This is a genomic window from Acidiphilium multivorum AIU301, assembly GCF_000202835.1.
In the GTDB taxonomy this organism is placed as follows: domain Bacteria; phylum Pseudomonadota; class Alphaproteobacteria; order Acetobacterales; family Acetobacteraceae; genus Acidiphilium; species Acidiphilium multivorum.
Genome location: NC_015186.1, coordinates 3,594,160 through 3,611,091, shown reverse-complemented (window position 1 = coordinate 3,611,091; position 16,932 = coordinate 3,594,160). Strand labels below are relative to the sequence as shown.

General features: G+C 70.2%; 14 protein-coding genes. All 14 read right to left on the bottom strand.

Annotation, left to right across the window (positions count from 1 at the left end; genetic code table 11):
* Positions 1-38: 38 nt before the first annotated feature.
* The 14 genes from ACMV_RS16480 to ACMV_RS16415 all read right to left on the bottom strand — a co-directional run bounded on the left by ACMV_RS16480 (position 39) and on the right by ACMV_RS16415 (position 16,857).
* Positions 39-413 carry a hypothetical protein gene (locus ACMV_RS16480; RefSeq protein WP_012040450.1) on the bottom strand — a complete coding sequence of 125 codons (375 nt, stop codon included), beginning with the start codon at positions 411-413 and terminating at the stop codon, positions 39-41.
* Between the two features lie 117 nt (positions 414-530).
* Positions 531-1,988, bottom strand: coding sequence for an exosortase A (xrtA, locus tag ACMV_RS16475; protein WP_013641138.1), 1,458 nt, complete (start codon positions 1,986-1,988; stop codon positions 531-533).
* Positions 1,985-3,169: a TIGR03087 family PEP-CTERM/XrtA system glycosyltransferase gene (locus ACMV_RS16470; protein WP_013641137.1), complete on the bottom strand. Its 1,185-nt coding sequence runs from the start codon at positions 3,167-3,169 to the stop codon at positions 1,985-1,987. The genes xrtA and ACMV_RS16470 overlap by 4 nt, the downstream gene beginning before the upstream one ends.
* 6 nt (positions 3,170-3,175) lie before the next feature.
* Positions 3,176-4,252 carry a FemAB family XrtA/PEP-CTERM system-associated protein gene (locus ACMV_RS16465; protein ID WP_414668801.1) on the bottom strand — a complete coding sequence of 359 codons (1,077 nt, stop codon included), beginning with the start codon at positions 4,250-4,252 and terminating at the stop codon, positions 3,176-3,178.
* Complete coding sequence (locus ACMV_RS16460; protein ID WP_013641135.1) at positions 4,218-5,072, bottom strand: XrtA system polysaccharide deacetylase; 855 nt, start codon at positions 5,070-5,072, stop codon at positions 4,218-4,220. Before ACMV_RS16460 ends, ACMV_RS16465 begins: the two co-directional genes overlap by 35 nt.
* Positions 5,069-5,995, bottom strand: coding sequence for an ExeA family protein (locus ACMV_RS16455; RefSeq protein ID WP_007423884.1), 927 nt, complete (start codon positions 5,993-5,995; stop codon positions 5,069-5,071). The genes ACMV_RS16460 and ACMV_RS16455 overlap by 4 nt, the downstream gene beginning before the upstream one ends.
* Positions 5,996-5,997: 2 nt before the next feature.
* The gene (locus tag ACMV_RS16450) at positions 5,998-7,719 is read right to left on the bottom strand and encodes a porin family protein (RefSeq protein ID WP_013641134.1); all 1,722 of its coding nucleotides are present in this window, start codon (positions 7,717-7,719) and stop codon (positions 5,998-6,000) included.
* A gap of 4 nt (positions 7,720-7,723) precedes the next feature.
* Positions 7,724-8,653: a P-loop NTPase family protein gene (locus tag ACMV_RS16445; RefSeq protein ID WP_013641133.1), complete on the bottom strand. Its 930-nt coding sequence runs from the start codon at positions 8,651-8,653 to the stop codon at positions 7,724-7,726.
* The gene (locus ACMV_RS16440) at positions 8,650-10,131 is read right to left on the bottom strand and encodes an XrtA system polysaccharide chain length determinant (RefSeq protein WP_012040443.1); all 1,482 of its coding nucleotides are present in this window, start codon (positions 10,129-10,131) and stop codon (positions 8,650-8,652) included. Before ACMV_RS16440 ends, ACMV_RS16445 begins: the two co-directional genes overlap by 4 nt.
* A 7-nt stretch (positions 10,132-10,138) precedes the next feature.
* Entirely contained in the window at positions 10,139-10,780 is a 642-nt protein-coding gene (locus tag ACMV_RS16435) for an XrtA/PEP-CTERM system exopolysaccharide export protein (RefSeq protein WP_012040442.1), read from the bottom strand.
* A 538-nt stretch (positions 10,781-11,318) separates the two neighbouring features.
* Positions 11,319-12,548 carry a glycosyltransferase gene (locus ACMV_RS16430; protein WP_007423879.1) on the bottom strand — a complete coding sequence of 410 codons (1,230 nt, stop codon included), beginning with the start codon at positions 12,546-12,548 and terminating at the stop codon, positions 11,319-11,321.
* Positions 12,548-12,760 carry a hypothetical protein gene (locus tag ACMV_RS16425; RefSeq protein ID WP_013641132.1) on the bottom strand — a complete coding sequence of 71 codons (213 nt, stop codon included), beginning with the start codon at positions 12,758-12,760 and terminating at the stop codon, positions 12,548-12,550. The genes ACMV_RS16430 and ACMV_RS16425 overlap by 1 nt, the downstream gene beginning before the upstream one ends.
* The gene (locus ACMV_RS16420) at positions 12,757-14,067 is read right to left on the bottom strand and encodes a putative O-glycosylation ligase, exosortase A system-associated (protein WP_013641131.1); all 1,311 of its coding nucleotides are present in this window, start codon (positions 14,065-14,067) and stop codon (positions 12,757-12,759) included. Before ACMV_RS16420 ends, ACMV_RS16425 begins: the two co-directional genes overlap by 4 nt.
* A gap of 9 nt (positions 14,068-14,076) precedes the next feature.
* On the bottom strand, positions 14,077-16,857 hold the full coding sequence (locus tag ACMV_RS16415; RefSeq protein WP_231844442.1) for a tetratricopeptide repeat protein: 2,781 nt from the start codon (positions 16,855-16,857) through the stop codon (positions 14,077-14,079).
* Between the last annotated feature and the right edge of the window lie 75 nt (positions 16,858-16,932).

Below are 16,932 nucleotides of genomic sequence, written 5' to 3'. Positions count from 1 at the left end.
GTATGCAGCGCCCGATCCTGTTGATGAATGAAGCAGGATCAGCAGACGGACCCGTGCGCCGTGTAGGAACGCACCACGCCGCCGACGATGGCGAAGGTCACGGTGCAGGTATTGTGATAGGTCTGGGGCGGAACGGCTGGGGGAATTCCGCCGATCGCCGGTCTCTGGTCCACGAAGAGCGGCCCGCCGACCCAGCCGGGGACCGAGTAGGTGATCGTCCGCTCGTAGCGATCATAGGTGATCCCGCCGCTTTCGGTGCGGCTGGCCGGCACGCCCAGCGCCGCCACCAGCGCCGATTCCGGCTTGCCGACATAGGCGCTCATCGTCCTGGCAAGGTGCGGCCCAGCGCATCCGGCGAGGCCGAGAGACCACAGCGCCATCAGACCCAGTCGCCAGCCATTCCTCACGCGCATCCCCTCACTCCCCGAGACGCTCCGGCCCATCCCTTCAAGATCGGCTGAAATCTTCCGCTTCCAAGGGGGCGGCCGACATACCATCCCCGGTCGATGCGGCGCCCGCGCCGCTCGGGCCTACCGGTTCGCGGCGGCGCGGGCGATCTTGCCGAGGGCGGGGGGCGTCAGCGCGGGGCTGGCCAGCACATGGCGCAGGGCAGCAACGGTCGGCAGCCCGCCGCGCGGCGCCGTCACCACGACCACGAGTTGCGCATCCCGGGCCGCGAACAGGTCGTCCAGCATGTAGAGGCGGGTGACCAGCGAGCCGAGGGTAAGCCGGCCGTCGATCACGAGATCGCTCGCGGCCATGCGATGCCCGTTCTTGCTCACCGCGAGCTGCCAGTTCGGCGCGCCGGAACCCGTTGCCCGGATCAGCCCGAGATGCACTTCGCGCAGGTTGAACAGGCCGAGCCGGCGGCGCAGGTCGAAGATCGGCTCCGGCGCGGTGCCCGGCGGAAAGGCGACGATCGTCGCCCTGAACCCGTCGGGGTCGACGAAGTCGCTGCGGATGGCGCCGGCGGGCAAACCGCCGGAAGGGGTCGGAACCGCACGCCATCCGGCCAGCCTGGCCGGCGGCACGACGACGGTCTGCCGCGCCTGCCGGTCCAGCGCGAAGGCGACGGCCGGCCCGGCGAGGCTGACCGCCAGCACGGCGAGGGCGGCAACCAGACTCGTGCCCCGCGCCGCCGGCGCCGGCGCGCCCGGCACCACCGCCGGCAGCGCGTGATCCTCGCGGAACGGCAGGCCGAGCAGGATGATCACGAACAGCACGATCGAGAAGAAGATGTAGCCGTACAGCACGTGATCGGTCGCGGCGGCCTTCGCACTGCCTTCGGCATAGCCGAGCCAGATGATGCCGAGCGCGCGGAACCCGTTCGCGATGACCGGCACGACGAGACAGACGGCAATGAACGCCAGCCGCCGCCCGGTGGAGCGGAAGATCACCAGCGCATACAGCACGGCGAAGGCGATGGCGGCGATCAGGAAGCGCAGCCCGGCGCAGGCCCGGGCGATGCGGAACGCGCCGGCGGCGATCTCGATCGTGGTGCCGTGCAGATAATGGGCGATCCCCAGCAGGCTCAGGCCGGCGGCGGCGAATTCGGCGGTGAAACGCTGGAGCGGCGCGACCAGGAAACTGCCGAACGGCACGAGGAAGACCAGGTACCAGAACGGCGCGCGAAAATGCCAGTAGACCGACCGGCCGAGCACGCCGAGCAGCAGGCATTGCAGGATCCCCATCGCGGCGAGCTGGCGGCCCTCCATGATGCCGAGGCGCTGGGCGACGAACCATGCCACCACGAAGGGCACCGCCAGCAGCGCCGCGCGCGGCTCGGCCGCGGGCTCAAGCGCGGCGAACCCGGCACGGCGTTCCCACAGCAGATACAGCGCGATCGGCAGGATCAGGAAGCAGTGATTATACGCCGTCGACGCCCACCAGACGCCATAGGCGGCCTCGGCCTCATGCGCGAAGACGATGCCGAACCCGACGATGCCGAGGGCAAGCGCCAGCCCGGCCCGGCGCCATGAAGCGCTCACGCGAGCACCCGGTCGAGTGCTGCGAGCGCGGTCGACCAGCCGTGATTTGCGGTCACCGAAGCCCGCCCGGCCGCACCGAGCCCGGGCCACTCGCCCCGCAGGATCGCCCGCGCGCCGGAGAGCATCGCCTCCGCGTCATCGGCGACCAGCGCATCGCGCCCGGCGATCGCGGATATGCCGGTCAGGGCGGCGGTGGTGGTCAGCACGGGGCGGGCCATGGCCATGGCTTCGAGCACCTTGTTCTGGATGCCGCGGGCGATGCGCAGCGGCGCGACCGCCAGGGCGGCGTGACGGAGATAGGGGCGGATGTCGGGCACGTCGGGATGCACGTTGATGGATGGATGCGCCGCCAGCGCGCGGATCTGCGGCGCGGGATCGGCGCCGACGATGTGGAACACCGGCCCGGGCCGGTCCCGCGCCAGGTCGGGCATCACGCTCTGGGCGAACCACAGGCAGGCGTCGATGTTCGGCCGGTAGTCCATCGCGCCGGTGAACACGATGGCCGGCCGGTCGGGTGGATAGGGGTTGGGCCAGTCCTGCCCCGGATCGAAAAACCCGGTATCGACGCCGTTCGGCACCGCCTCGGTCCGCGCCCCGGTCTCCGGCGCCAGGGCGGTGAAGCGGTCGCGCTCGGCATCGGAAACCAGGAAGGTGCGGGTGAAGCGCGCCGTCGCGGCCCGTTCGAGGGCCAGCAGCGTGCGCGCCTCCCGCCGCCAGACCAGCGCGCGAAGGCCGCCGGACTCCGCGCCATAGGCGGCGAATTTCTCCGAATCGAGATCCACCATGTCGAACAGCGTCGGCAGCCCGTCGGCATCGTCGAGATACGGCGCCATCGCGCTGGAGAACACCAATGCGCGCTCGATCGGGTGGTTCCGGCGCGTCTGCCGCACCCAGGCGCGCAGCCGCCGGTCATGGAAATAGCCGACGCTGAGCGGCATCCCGGGCCGCAGCCGGGCGAGCGCGCGCAGCCGCGCCAGCCGCGGATCGAGCGGGATCGCCGCGACCGAGGCGAGGCCGGGCCGCAGCGTCTCGACATGCGCCATGTCCTCCTGCCGGTCGACGAAGCAGCCGAGATGGACGTCGTATTTCCGGCTGAGATGATCCAGCCAGCGGAAGGAGCGGATCTTGTCGCCCTTGTTCGGCGGATAGGGCAGCCGGTGGGCGAGAAACAGCAGATGCATCGCCCCTCACCCGAGGCCGCGGATGATCGCCGGGCCCAGCCGGTTCACCACCGGCCGCGGCAGGCGCTTCCAGAGCGCGATCATGGCGCGGTATTTCGGATTGAGCGGGTTGTTCTCCGGGATCGCGGCACCCGGCGCCAGCGCGAAGCAATAGGGCAGCGGCGCGGGCGCGAAGCCCCAGTTCTTCTTGAAGTCGAAGGCGCCGGTGCCGGCCTTGCTGCGGCCGAAATCGAACCCGCTCAGCCCCCGCTCCCGGGCGCGGCGCATCAGCGCCCAATACATGAAGTCGTGGCCGCCGACGCCCCGCGCCGCCGGCCCGCCGCCGGCGTAATAGGGCAGGATCTCGTCGCGGAACACGAAGGACAGCACGGCGCAGACCGGCCGGTCCTCGTGCCGCACGGTCAGGATCTCGACATCCCGGCCAAGACCTTCCAGCAGGGCGCGGACATAGCGGCGCGAGAAGACCGGCGTGCCGAGATGATGCACGCTCTCGGCATAGAGCGAAAAGAACGGCTCGACCGTGTGCTCGATCCGGCTGGTCAGCCCGCGCTCGATCGCCTTGCGCACCACGGCGCGCTGCTTGCGCGGGATCGCCTTCAGCAGGTCGTCCTCGCCCTCGGGCAGCGTCTTGCGGAAGGTGAAATAGAGCGGCTCGGGGGTGACGAAGCGCTGCGGGTCGAGGTCGAGCCCGCCGCGCGCGCGGAATTCGCACACCGGCGCGCCCAGCCGGCGTTGCAGCGCCAGCGCCGCCTCGGCGAGGCCCTGCAGCGTCTCGGCATCCGCCGCCAGCGGGCCGCCATAGACGGCGAAGGGCAGCGAGACCAGCGCATGGCCGAACAACAGCGTCTTCACCTCCATCAGCGGCAGCACGCCGCAGACCTGCCCGTCGCGCTCGGCGAGCAGGAAATGCGGCCGATGCCCGAAGCCGGTGGCGAGAATCCCGCCCCAGGCGAAGCGGTGAAAGAAGGTCGCGTCGGGATGGGTGTCGACGAACGCATCCCAGGCGGCGGCGTCGCGCGGTTCGGCGGGGCGGTAACGGAGCGTCATGTCAGCACGGGCGGGACGGGTCGAGAAGATCGGCATAGACCCGGTCCATCCGGTCCCATGCGAAATCCTCCAGCAGGGCCGCGAAGCGCGTCTTCATCCGGCCGAGATTGACCCGGTGGCGAAACCGCGCGCTGAGCCGGGCATGGGGGATGTGCGGCTGCCCGGGGTCGAGTTCCCAGGGATGGGTGTAGAAGATCTGCGGCCGCCCTTCCCGCCGGTGCAGGTGCCGCACCGCGCCGCGATAGGCGGCATAGGGCAGCAGGCGGAAATAGCCGCCGCCGGCGCAGGGCCAGTTCCGCCCGAAGCCGTGAACGGTGGTGAGCGGAATTTCCCAGAGCGACGATCCCGCCGGCCGGAACGGCACGCGCGCGGCATCCGGCGTGCCGTAGAGGTCGTGCTTCACCGGGAACAGGCTGGAGGTGTAGCGATGCCCGGTCTCCTCGAGGATCTCCCACGCCCAGGGCACGTGCGGCCCGATCGAGAAGGTCGGCGCCCGATAGCCGATCACCGCGACGCCGCCGGCATCCTCCAGCGCGGCGCGGGCGCGGGCGAGGTCGGCGCGGAAGGCCTCCGGCCCGATGCGGTCGACCAGCTGGTGCCCGTAGCCGTGGCTGGCGAGCTCGTGCCCGGCCGCGACGATGCGGCGGACCAGACCCCTGTGCCGCTCGGCCACCCAGCCGAGGGTGAAGAAGGTCGCGTGCACGCCGCGCGCGGCCAGCGCCTCGAGCATCCATTCCGTATTGGCCTCGACGCGCCGCGGCCAGCGCTCCCAGCTCTCGCGGTCGATCACGTCGGCGAAGGCCTGCACCTGGAAATAATCCTCGACATCGATGGTCATGGCCCCGGTCAGGCTCATCGGAAGAACTCCGGAGAGGCCGGCGCATCGTCGGGATCGAAGCCGGCCGGCTCGACCAGGCCGGTGCGTGACCGCGCGCGCGGGGCCGGCTCGGGCGGGCTGCCGGCGGTGAGGTCGCGTTCGAGCTCGTCGGCGATCCGCTTCGCCGCCGCCGCGCCGATATGCTGCTCGCCCTCCAGTGCGGCGTTGAACAGCAGCCTGGCGCAGAGGCGGTTGATGCGGCGCGGCACGCCGTTGGTGGCGGCATGGATCGCGGCGACCGCGCCCTCGTCGAACAGGTCGTCGCGCTCGCAGCCGGCCGCGGCGAGCCGGTGCCGGATATAGGCGGCAACGTCGGCGGCCGGCAGCGGGTTCAGATGGTAGGAGGCGAGGACCCGCTGGCGCAGCTGTTCCATCTGCGGGCTGGCGAGCGTGCGGCGGAATTCCGGCTGGCCCAGAAGGATGACCTGCATCAGCGGGCGAGACCGGTCCGCGAGGTTGGAGAGCAGGCGCAGGATTTCCAGCGTCTGCGCCGGCAGGGCCTGCGCCTCGTCGATGACGATGACGGGGCGGCGCCCGCGGGCATGGTCGCCGCGCCAGCGCTCGCAGATCTGCCCGAGGAACTCGGCCTGGTCGGCGACGCGGGTGATGCCGAATTCCGCCCCGATCAGGCGGAGCAGCGACCAGCCGCTGACCGCCGGCGTCGTGATCACCGCGGGCCGGTAGGCGCTCGGGTTGAGGCGCGCGAGCAGGCGCTCCATCAGCGTGGTCTTGCCGGCGCCGACCTCGCCGGTGATCACCACGAAGCCATCCCCCTGGGAGAGGCCGAACAGCAGATGCGCCATCGCCCGGCCATGTTCGCCGCTCTCGAAGAAATAGCGCTCGTCCGGCGTCAGCCGGAACGGCATTTCCCGCAGGTTGAAATGGCTTCGAAGCAGATCCACGCTCAGAACACCTTCTGCACGCCGAAGGTGATGCTCGCCTGCACCCCGTTGCCGGCGATGCCGGGCGAAACGCCGTAGCCGTTGAGCGATGTGTTGGTGACCGCGAGCTGCAGGTCGAATTCGAGCCGGTTGGCGGTTTGATAAGTGCCGGTCAGGGCGCCGGTATAGACCGGGCTCTGGCCGAGCCCGGCCAGTGCTCCGCCCTGCGGCGTATCGAGCGTGCTGTAGTCGAAATAGGCGCTGACCGTCGCGCTCCGCGTGAGCTGATGCGAAAACGTGGCCGACGCCGACAGGCTGCGCTGCGAAAAGCCGGACGTGCCGGGCGCGTTGGCGACCAGGGTTTCGTCGCTGCGCACGAGGTTGAGCGAGAGACGGTCGCGCGACCAGCGGGTGATGGTCGCGATCGAGAACTGCCGCGTGCGGAACAGGCCCGACTGGACGCTGAGGCTGTTATTGGTCAGCAGCAGCGGCACCTGCGTGCCGGTGGCGACGATCTGCCCGCCGGCGCTCACCGTGCTGCCGGCAAGGTTGGCCGCGATGGCCTGGGCCTGGGTGGCCAGCGTTTCCGAATAACTGGCCGATAGTGTGGTGCGCGGCGTCAGTTGCAGGGTGGCGCGCAGATAGGGCGCGTCGAACCCGTCGCGGTGGCGATAGGCGAGCCGGATATCGACGTCGCGGCGCGGATGCAGATGCAGGCCGATGCTCCAGACGGCATCGGCGATATGGGTCGGCGGAAAGCCCTGGTAGCGGAGATTTTCGTAGCCGCCGGAAACGATGAGAAATTCCTGCGGCAGGAAGGCGTAGCGGACCCGGTCCTCGGCCCGCATCTGGCTCGATCCGTCCAGCACGCCGGTGCCGGTGTCCTGCGAGGCGGTGACGAGGACGACATCGTCGAGATCGGGGAAGATCGGCACCGTGGTGAACTGCGCGCTGCCCGTCTGCGAAAAGACGTCGTTCGGCACGAAATAGGGAAGCTGGCTGCCGGACAGCGCGGCGCTGTTGCCGGTCTGCCGCGTATACTGGGCCAGATACACCAGATCGAGCCGGCCCAGCCCGCGAAACCTGTAGCGGTAATGCGGGCTGACCAGGTAGCTCTGCGTGGTGGTGCGCGCGTTCGGCGCGATGGCGGCGGAACCACCGGGCGCCAGGCCGCCTTCCGTCGCCTGCTGGGTCAGGAAGGCGCTGGCACTGAGGTCGAGCCGGCCGGGAATCAGCTGGGTCTCGAAGCTGCCGTTCAGCGACTGGCTGATGCCGGAATCCCGGCTCTCGCGCGCGTAGAGTTCGAGCTGCGGCCGATAGTCGAGCGACACGCGCCCGATCGGCGCGGTGCCGACGACACGCAGGCCCGGCGTCAGGCTGGTGATGAATTCGTTGTCGAAGCCATAGGATTTCGGAAATCCGCCGACAAGCGCCTCCTCCGACAGGCCGATCGAGGGGGTGAATTCCAACCCCCTCGGCAGCGGCGCCGGGCCTTCGAGCCCGCCGGACGAGGCGAAGGGGCTCGGCAGCGCGCCGAGGCGCACCGCGGTGCCGAACGGCGCCGCGCTGGTCATCGACGAGTCCGTCACGCCGGCGGACGACGACGACGCTGAAGATGACGACGACGACGCGGCCGCGTCGCTCGTGGCCTGGGCGACCGCCCGCCCTTCCCGCGCGACCAGCGCCGGCACGAGCAGCAGGGCCATGCGCAGGGTGCGGGCGCGCGGGAACAATGGCGCCGACAACGCGTCAGCCCCTTCTGGCGAACAGGCCGCGCCGGCGCTTCGCCGCGCGGTTCAGCAGCAGGCTGAGCTGCGGGCAGGAATCGAGCAGGTCGAGCGACTGTTCGATTTCGGCGCGGCGCGTCTGCCCGGCCTGCACCACCAGGATCGCCTGCCCGGCGATCGCGGAGATTTCGGTGGCGTCGCTCCTGGTCAGGCAGGCCGGGGCGTCGACCACGACGATCGCGTCCTCGTAGCTGTCGGCCACCGCGCTGGCCAGGCTGCGGACATGCCGCTGGGCGGCCAGAGCGGTGCGGGCTTCGGCGTCGGCCGAACCGCCGACGGGAATGAACACCAGCCGGTCGATCGCGGTGCCGAGCGGGATCGATCCGGCGAGTTGCCTTGGCGAGTCGCCGAATTCGAGAAGGCCGGGCGATTCCGCAAGACCGAAATGCGCGGTCAGCGAGGCGCCGCCGAAATCGGCATCGACGAGCACGATGTCGCGATCCCCGCCCTCCGCCAGCAGGCCGGCGAGATTCAGCGCGGCGAAACTCTTGCCGTCGCCGTCGCGCGGGCTGGTGACGAGGACGATGTTGTTGCGGCGCACCGGGTCGTGCTGCCCCTGCGCCTGCTGGAAGTGTTCCAGCACATGGTGGCGGACGATCCGGAACTCCTCGCCAACATGACGGTGACGACGAAGGGCGACCATGCCGTTTTCCTCCAGCTGGGCCAGCGACACGACGGCAGGGCGGTGCTGGCGGCGCGGCGCGAGGGGCGAGGAGAATCGCGCGGCGCGCAGCGCGAGCGGTTCGGCCGCGGCGGATGCCTGGCGGGCCGGTTGCGATGCGGCCTGCGGCTCGTTCGGGTTGATCACCGGCATCCCCTCGGCGTCCAGCCCGGCGGCGAGGCGCTCGATCAGGCTGCGGACGGAATTCGGCGGACGTTCGTTCTGGCTCATCCGAGCCCCCCGATGATGAAGGTCGCAATGAAGAGCGCGCCGAACACGCCCAGGAGCAGCGAACCGCCGATGCCGATGCGCAGCGCCGGCATGATCACGCCGGATTGCGGCGAGATGTCGGAAATCTGGCCGATCACGGGGATGCCGAAGCCGCGCAGATCCGCCTCGGAGCGGACGCGGCCCTCGAGTTCGCCGAGCAGCACGCCGACGCCGAGCCCGGCGCCGATGCCGAGGACCAGCACGGCGACGAGGAACAGGCGCCGGTTCGGCCCGATGGGAAGCCGGGGCAGAACCGGCGGATTGATCACCTGCAGCTGCACCTGGTTGGCATCGATATTGGCGGCGGCGCCGATGCGCATCGCCTCGCGCCGGCTGATCAGGTCCTGATATTCCTTCTGCAGGACACCGTAATTCCGGTTGAGGTTGATGAACTTCGCCTCGACGCCGGGCGCCGAACGGGCGAGCGCGGTCAGCTTCGCATGCTCCACCTTGGCGCGCGCCAGCGCGCGGGTCGTCTCGAGGATCCTGGTCTGCGTCTGCAGGATTTCGAGATGCAGCGCCTTGTAGACCGGATTGGCGACCGGCACGCTGTAGCTGGACTTGCCGCCGCCGGCCGGCCCGTGTTCGAGCGCCTTGACCTGCCGTTCGGCCGCCTGCACGCCGGGATAGCTGTTGGTGTATTGCTGGCGCAGCCTGGCCAGGTTGGCGAGGGCCGCGGCGAGCGCGGGGTTGCCGCCGGCGGCCTGGGTTTCCGACAGCAGCGGCTTGGTCTTGGCGAGTTCGCTGGCCAGCAGCGCCTGCTCGGCCTTGGCGTCCTGCAGTTCGGTCTCCAGCTTGCGGACCCGCGCGCCCGATGCCCGCACGGCGGAAACGCCGTCGCTGCCCGGCAGCAGTTCGAGATATTTCGCCTGGAACGCCGCGCGGCGCGCTTCGAGCGATTTCAGCTGGTTGTGGAAATAGTCGATCTGCGATTGCAGGAACTTGCCGGCATTGTCGATGTCGCTCTGGTTGTGGTCCGACGCGCGCTCGACATAGATGTTCACCAGACCGGCGATGATGTTGTAGGCGCGCCGCGGATCGTGACCGACATAGCGGATGGTGAACAGGTTGCGGCTCTGCGGCACCACGGTCACCCGCGCCCGCAGCCGGCGCACCAGCGCCTCGCGCGCACCCGGCCCCTGCGCGTGCAGCCCTTCGCGGTCGATCAGGTGCTGGAGATTGGGGGTGCTGAGCAGCGTCTGGCGGAGCAGGTTGAATTCCTGTTCGGAATTGCCGTTGATGGCGATGCCGCGCAGCAGCGGCGTCAGCACCGGGTCGGCCGCGACGTAGAGCTGCGCGCTGGCCTCGAAATTCGGCGGCAGCAGCATGACCGCCGTCCACCCGAGCGCGCAGACGAGCCACGCGGTGGCGAGCGCGTACCAGCGCTTGCGCCAGGCGGTGGCGAGCAGCCGCAGTGCGGTTTCGATGAGCTGTTCCATCGGCGGCTCAGAACAGGCTGCGCGGGATGACGACGATGTCACCCGGCTGCAGGGTGATATTCTGCTTCAGGTCGCCCTGGTTCAGCAGCGCGCCGAGGGCGACCGGGATCTTCACGTCATGCCCGCCGGTGCGGCGGATGATGAAGGCGCCGTTGGCCAGGCCGAAACGGGGCACGCCGCCGATCTCGGTCATCAGGTCGAGCATGGTCATGCCGTTGACGTACGGGATCGCGCGCGGCTTGCCGGCGCCGATGACCCTGATGTCGCTGCCGAGCGCGCCGTGAAAGCTTTTGACGATCACGGTGACGTTGGGATTCTTGACGTAGCTTTTCAGCCGCCTGGCGATGTCGTTCTGCAGTTGCAGGGGCGTCTTGCCGGCCGCGCGGATGTTCTGGACGAGCGGGATCGAGAATCGTCCGTCCGGCCGCACCGGCACCGCCGCCTCCGAGAGATCGGGCGAGCCATAGACGAACACGCTCAACACGTCCCCCGGCCCGATCCGGTAGGTCGGATTCGGAACCGCGACGGTCGGCACTTTCGGCGCCGGCGGCGCCGCGCAGCTGGCCAGTCCCAGGCTTAGCGCGGCCATGAACAGCAACGGCAGGGTTGTCTTGTGGCGAAAAATCCGCCGGTAACGATCTGAATTCATGGGCTTGCAATCTCCTTGCCGGTCAAAGATCCCGGGCGGCGCGTGAAACGGTCATCGGGGCGGTGATGAAAATTCCGGGCCGGGATCGTGCATCGTCCGACCACGCCGCGGCCGACCAGGCCCGCGCACCCACCCTTCGCCGCGGGGCGCGGCGACGAGCGCCCAACCGGGTTTACGGCAGCTTGCGGCAGGAGACACGACGATGCTCATGCGGGCCAGTCAGCGACGGGGAACGCGATCGGCGTCCCCGACGCCAGACACGTCGATCGATACGTTCTTCAAAATGACCTCTCTCGCTGAAATACGCGCCTGACAATCAGTTAAGCGATCCCTCAGGGCATAGCATGGCGATCGTGGGAAAGCGACAGATTTATGCACATTTCTGGACTGGAATCCTATTACGGTATAAAAATCACGAGAGCGGCGAGTATGTTTAATTTAAGACAACCTTGCGTTACGAAGACCGTCCGCCGAAGACCATGAAGGATCGGCTGCGGTGCCCCTCATGTTGATGAGCGGAGCATCGTCATCGCGCCCCTCATGCGCAGGCCGCCTGTTCGACCGGCGCGCCCGCCGCCGCGCCGCGCCGTGCCAGAACGGTCTCGAAAATCCGGGCCTGGCCGAGGCTGATGCTCCGCCAGTCGTGCGCCGCGGCAAAACCCGCCGTCGCCGCGCGATCGGGCGGGGATGAGAGCAGCGTCAGGATCGCGTCGGCCAGGGCCTCCGGCGTGTTCGCCGCGGCCACGAGCCCCGCCGCCGGATCGCGCACGACCTCGGCATTTCCCGGCGCCGGCGACGCGACGGCCGGCGTGCCGCACGCCATCGACTCGAGCAGCACGTTGGCCCAGCCTTCCCGGCTCGACGCCAGCACGAGAAGATCCGCGCCGGAATAATAGGCGTGCAGATCTTCCTGCGGGATGCTGCCCGCAAACCGCACCCGCCCGCCCAGCCCGAGCGACGCCGCGAGCCTGCGCAACCGCGGCTCCTCCGCGCCGCTGCCGGCGATCAGCAGGTCGTGCGAGCCGAGGCCGCGCCGATGCAGGATCGCCAGCGCGCGGATCACCCGGTCATGCCCCTTGCGCGGGATCAGATGCCCGACCGAGAGCAGATACCGCCGTTGCTGGCCGATCCGCTCGCGAGCCAGCACGGGGTCGATCGCGACGAACCGCCCGAGGTCGACGCCGTTGCGCAACACCGTGACCGATCGCGGGTCCGCGCCCAGCGAGACCAGGCCCTCGGCCAGTGCCGCACTCACCGCGATCAGGTGATCCGCCTGCCGGATCGCGGCGCGGATCTGCCGGGCCGGCCCCCTGTGCGCCGGCCAGGCGGTGACATCCGAACCACGCGCCGTGATCACCAGCGGCAGGCCCAGGCGCCGCGCCAGACGCGCGGCGGCGACACCGTCCGGATACAGGTAATGGGCATCGATCAGCTGCGGATGAAATCCGGCCGCATGCAGGCGCTCCATGCCCCGGCACATCGCCCGGTAGAGCAGCGACGGCGTCGCGGCACCGCTGATGCCGGGAATCACCCCGTAGCGCGGATGCAGCACATCGAGCCCGAGGCGAACATCCTCGCGCGGCACGCGGCCCCATTGCCCGAACCGGCCGAAGAGCGGCGCACGGAACGGGAAATAGGGCACCGGCGCGATCACCCGCGCCGCGCAGCCGGTATCGGCGACGAGATGGCGCAACCGCGTCTCCACGAAAATCCCGTGCGAGGGAAACATCGCATTGGGATAAAGCGTGGACACGGTGGCGATGCGCATCACGGCCGCGTCTTCGACTGCGCCCGCCGCTGCCGCCAGCCCGCGCCCGCGGCCGGGGTGACCGCGGCCGGTGCGGCCGGCTTCGCCTCGACGTAATCGAACGGGGTCGCGCGCGGCTTGCGGGACGGATCCGCCGTCCGGGGCTCGTCGAAAATCCAGACCCCGAGCCAGAGGACGGCGATCATGGCGAGGAGAAAAAGCGCGGCGCTCATTGCGCGACCGCCCCGCGCGCCCGCCACCCCCGTGCGGCCGCAGGCGCCGCCTCGGCGGCGACCCGGGGCAATTCCGCGCGCAGCAGCACCAGGGCCGAGGACACGAGAATCAGCAGCATGTAGAAGTAGTCGTAATAGCCGAGCGAAAGGAACGATCCGCCGACCATGAAGGCAATGATGGAAACCTCCGTCATGCGGCCGAAATCGACCAGCCAGGCCAGGGCCGGATTGCCTCGCGCCCGCCGCGCCACCCGCCGCGCCATGAACAGGCCGTTGAGGTTCAGCGCGATCCAGACGAACAGCGCCGGGAATCCCTGGTCGCCCAGGACCTCGAACCAGATGCTGTGGGTCGCCCGCTGCTGCGCCATCGGAAAATAGCGATGGATGACGCCAGGCATGGCGGTGGCCTGGAATCCGCCGCCGGTTAGCGGATTGTGCAGCGCGATCCCGAACGCATCGCGCCAGACCGTCATTCTCTCATTGGCCGAATTCGAATGATGGAAATGCAGGATGGTGAACATGCGCGCCTTCCAGTCGGCGGGCATGAAGCTGATCGCGGTGGCCATCACGATTCCGAACAGCAGGAAACTGGTCAGGCGGTTTCTGCTGTTCCACCACAGCCGCGCGACCATGGCGGCGAGGGCGATCAATCCGCCGCGCGAATAGGTCGCGACCACGGCGAACAGCGTCAGCACCATGCTCGCGAGCAGACCCGTCCGCACCGCGCGATGGGCGGCGTGCAGGCGCAGGTAGTTCATCAGCGGGATCGTCATCAGCAGCGCCACCGCGAGCTGATTGTTGTCGCCGATGAACGTGTTGGCCGGGCCGTAGACGTGATCTTTCCCGCCGGTCAGCAACGCGAAACCACCGCCGCGCACGCCGTAATAGCCGATCGAGATGACCATGATCCAGAGCACCGCGTGCAGCCGCCGGCGGCTGGTGACGAGGGCGCCGGCGAGCAGGGCAAAGCCGAGCGACTTGATCAGCTGGATGTAGTCATGGCTCTCCACACTGGCCGGCACCAGGGCGAAGAGCGTGTTGAAGGTGATCAGGCCGGCGAAGGCGACGATCAGCACCTGCGTCGATGTCATCGGAAATCGGCGCGGCTCATGCGCGACGAGACAGCCGATCACGGTCGCCAGCGCGGCACCCAGCGCCCAGGGCAGATGCGCCCCGGTGCCGAAGAGGTCCTGCTGGGGGTTCATCAGCGAGATCCAGTCGAACGCGATCACCCCGACCATGGGGCGCACCATGGCCATGCCGAGCAGGATCAGGAACGGAACGGCCAGCGCCAGGAGATGCAGCATCGCGGGATCTCAGCCCTGCCGCTCCAGTTTCGCCAGCAGCGCCGCCGCCGCGGCATGGTCGGCGAACGAGGCCTTCGGCGTGACGATCGGCTTGAGGATCGCGATCGCCTTGCCCCGCTCGCCGGTGCGGGCCAGCGCCGCGGCATCGTGATAGGCGATCGACGGGTCGGCGGGGTCTTCCCGGTGCGCCGCATCGAGCAGCGCCGCCGCCCGCGCGCGCCGCGCCTTGCCGGGCGTGCCGTGGAGAAGGATCCAGCCGAGTGTGTCGGCGGTTTGCGGCGTCGGCGCCCCGACATAGGCGCGCTCGGCCAAAGCCTCGGCGTCCGGCTTGCCGGATTTCGCCTCGATCCAGGCGAGATTGTTGAGCGCCACCGCGTCCTGCGGCGCCAGGCGCAGGGAGTGTGCGTACTCCGCCGCGGCCGCTTTCAGGTCGCCCCGGGACAGCGCGACCGATCCCCGCATGTCGCTCAGCGCCACGCTGTCGGGGAACCGGGCGCTCGCCGCCTTGAGCAGGGCCAGCGCCGCGTCGCGATGGCCGCCCTGGATGTCGGCGCGGATCGCGCCCGCCGCCAGCGCCGGCGACGGATTGGCGTCATAGGCGGCCTTGAACGCGGCCGCCGCCTTCGCCCAATGATGCAGCGACAGGGCGAGATCGCCTTCCAGCGCGCCGGCCTCGGGCATGTGGTCGGGCGCGGCGGCGAGTCGCTTCGCCTCCTGCTCGGCCGCGCCGGCGCCGTGCCGCGCCAGGGCCAGGCCGACCCGGGCCTGCATGAGGGCGAGCTGGCGCGGATCGCGCGCGAGCCCGGCCTCGATCACCGCTTCGGCCGCCTGCGGCTGCTTGCGCGCCATGTCGATATGCGCGAGCGCCAGCCGCGACGTCACGTCGTCCGGCGTCGCGGCCAGCAGGGATTGCAGGTTCAGGGCGGCCTGATCGAGGCGCCCCTGCGCGGCATCGAGCTTCGCGCGCAGGAGCAGGATCTGCGGCTGGCGCTGCATCGCGGCCGGGAGGGTCGAGACCAGGTTGCCGGCCTCGGTGAACTGCTTCGCCGCGAGCCGCTGCTGCAGGATCGCCGCCACGAACGCGACATTGTCGGGGGCACGGTCATGCGCGCGATCGAGCGTGGCCAGCGCGGCGTCGGGCTGGTTCATCGTCCGTTGCAGGGCGGCCAGCGCGAGCACGGGGCGCGGGTCCGCGGGATGCGCCTTCACCACGGCGGTCAGGCGTTTCAGCGCCGCATCCGGCCGCTGCGTCAGCAGGTCGACCCGCGCGAGGCCGAGCTGCGCCGTCACCGAGCCAGGGCGGGCGGCGAGCAGCCGGGTCAGGTCGGCCCGCGCCGCGTCGAGATCGCCGCGGCGGAAGTCCAGTTTCGCCTGCAGCTGCGCGGCGGCGGGTGTGGCGCCCTGCTTGTCCAGCGCGGCGACCATCTGCGTTACCGTCGGGGCGTCGTTCGCCAGCAGCGCGGCCGATCCCAGCCGGATCTCGACCGAGGTGAGCACGGCGCTCGCCGATGCGGGAACCCCGGCGAGCACCGCGCGGTATCGCTGCTCGGCCGCCTTGAAGTCGCCGCGCTGCTGGGCGAGCTCGGCCAGATTGATCCCCGCCGCGAGATCCTTCGGATCCGCCTTGAGGGCCTGAAGCGCGTCCTGTTCGGCCTGATTCCACTTGTGGTCGTGGATCTCGATCGCCGTGCGCAGGTCGAGGGCCTGGGCATCCAGCTTCCCGGCCGCCGCCAGCTTGTCGAGGCTGCGGCTGGCGACGCCGTAATGACCGCTCCGCACCGCCAGCGTGGCCACCAGCAGCTGCGCGGCGCTGTCACCGGGCTGCTGCGCCGCGAACTTCTGGGCCGCGGTCAGCGCGGCGGCCGGCTGGCCGAGCGCCGCATCCGTCCTCGCGCGAAGATACAGGATGCCGGGCAGCTGCGTGGCGATGCCGCCGAGATGATCGAGCAGCGCGCTGGCGCGATGCCAGTGATGTTCGTCGACGTCGATCGTCGCCTGGAAATACGCGAGCCCGGCCGAATGGGGCAGCAGGGAAGCCGCGCGCTTGAGCTCGGCCTGCGCCGCGGGCAGCGCGCCGGCGGCCAGGTGAGCCTGGATGAGCAGCAGTTTGCCGCGGGTGTTGAGCGGGTCCGCGGCATTGGCGCGCTGCAGGATGGTTGCGGCGCGCGCCGGCTGGCCCTCCCCGATGTCCAGTTGCGCCTCGCGGCGCAGCAGGGCCGGCGCGGCCGGCGTCACCTTGAGCCGCGCGGCGATCATGCGCCGCGCCGCGGCGAGGTCGTGCCGGGCGATGGCGAGGTCGATCCGGGTCTCGTACAGGCCCGGCGCATCGGGCGCGAAACCGGCGGCGCGCGCGAGGTCGGCCTCGGCGCGGTCGAAGCGGGCGAGGACCAGGTTGGCGCGCGCCCGCCCCACGGCGATGACGGCGGCGTGGACCCCGGTGGCCGAGCCGATCGGGAAATCGTGCAGCAGGGCGATCGACCTGCCCTGGGCCACGTAGCTGCGCAGCAGCAGGGCCAGGCTGCGGTTCGGCTGGTAGCCGGCGGCGATGGCCTTGCGCGCCTCGCGCTCGGCCGAGACGGCATCGCCGAGCTGGAGCGAGACCTCGCCCAGCAGGGCGTGCGCGGCGCCGTCATGCGGATGCCGGCGGACGGCGTTCAGCAGGTCGAGCCGCGCATCGAGCAGCTTGCCGTGCGCCACGGCCGCCTGCGCCCGCTGGTAGGAGCGCGGTTGCCCGGCATGGGCGGCGGGGGCGAAGCCCGCCATCCCCGCCACGGCCAGTGACAGTGTCACCGACCGGACGGATCGCATGATCGACGCTGGTTTCATCATCGCGCGCCCCTTCTCGCGTTCATGTGCGGCATTGCG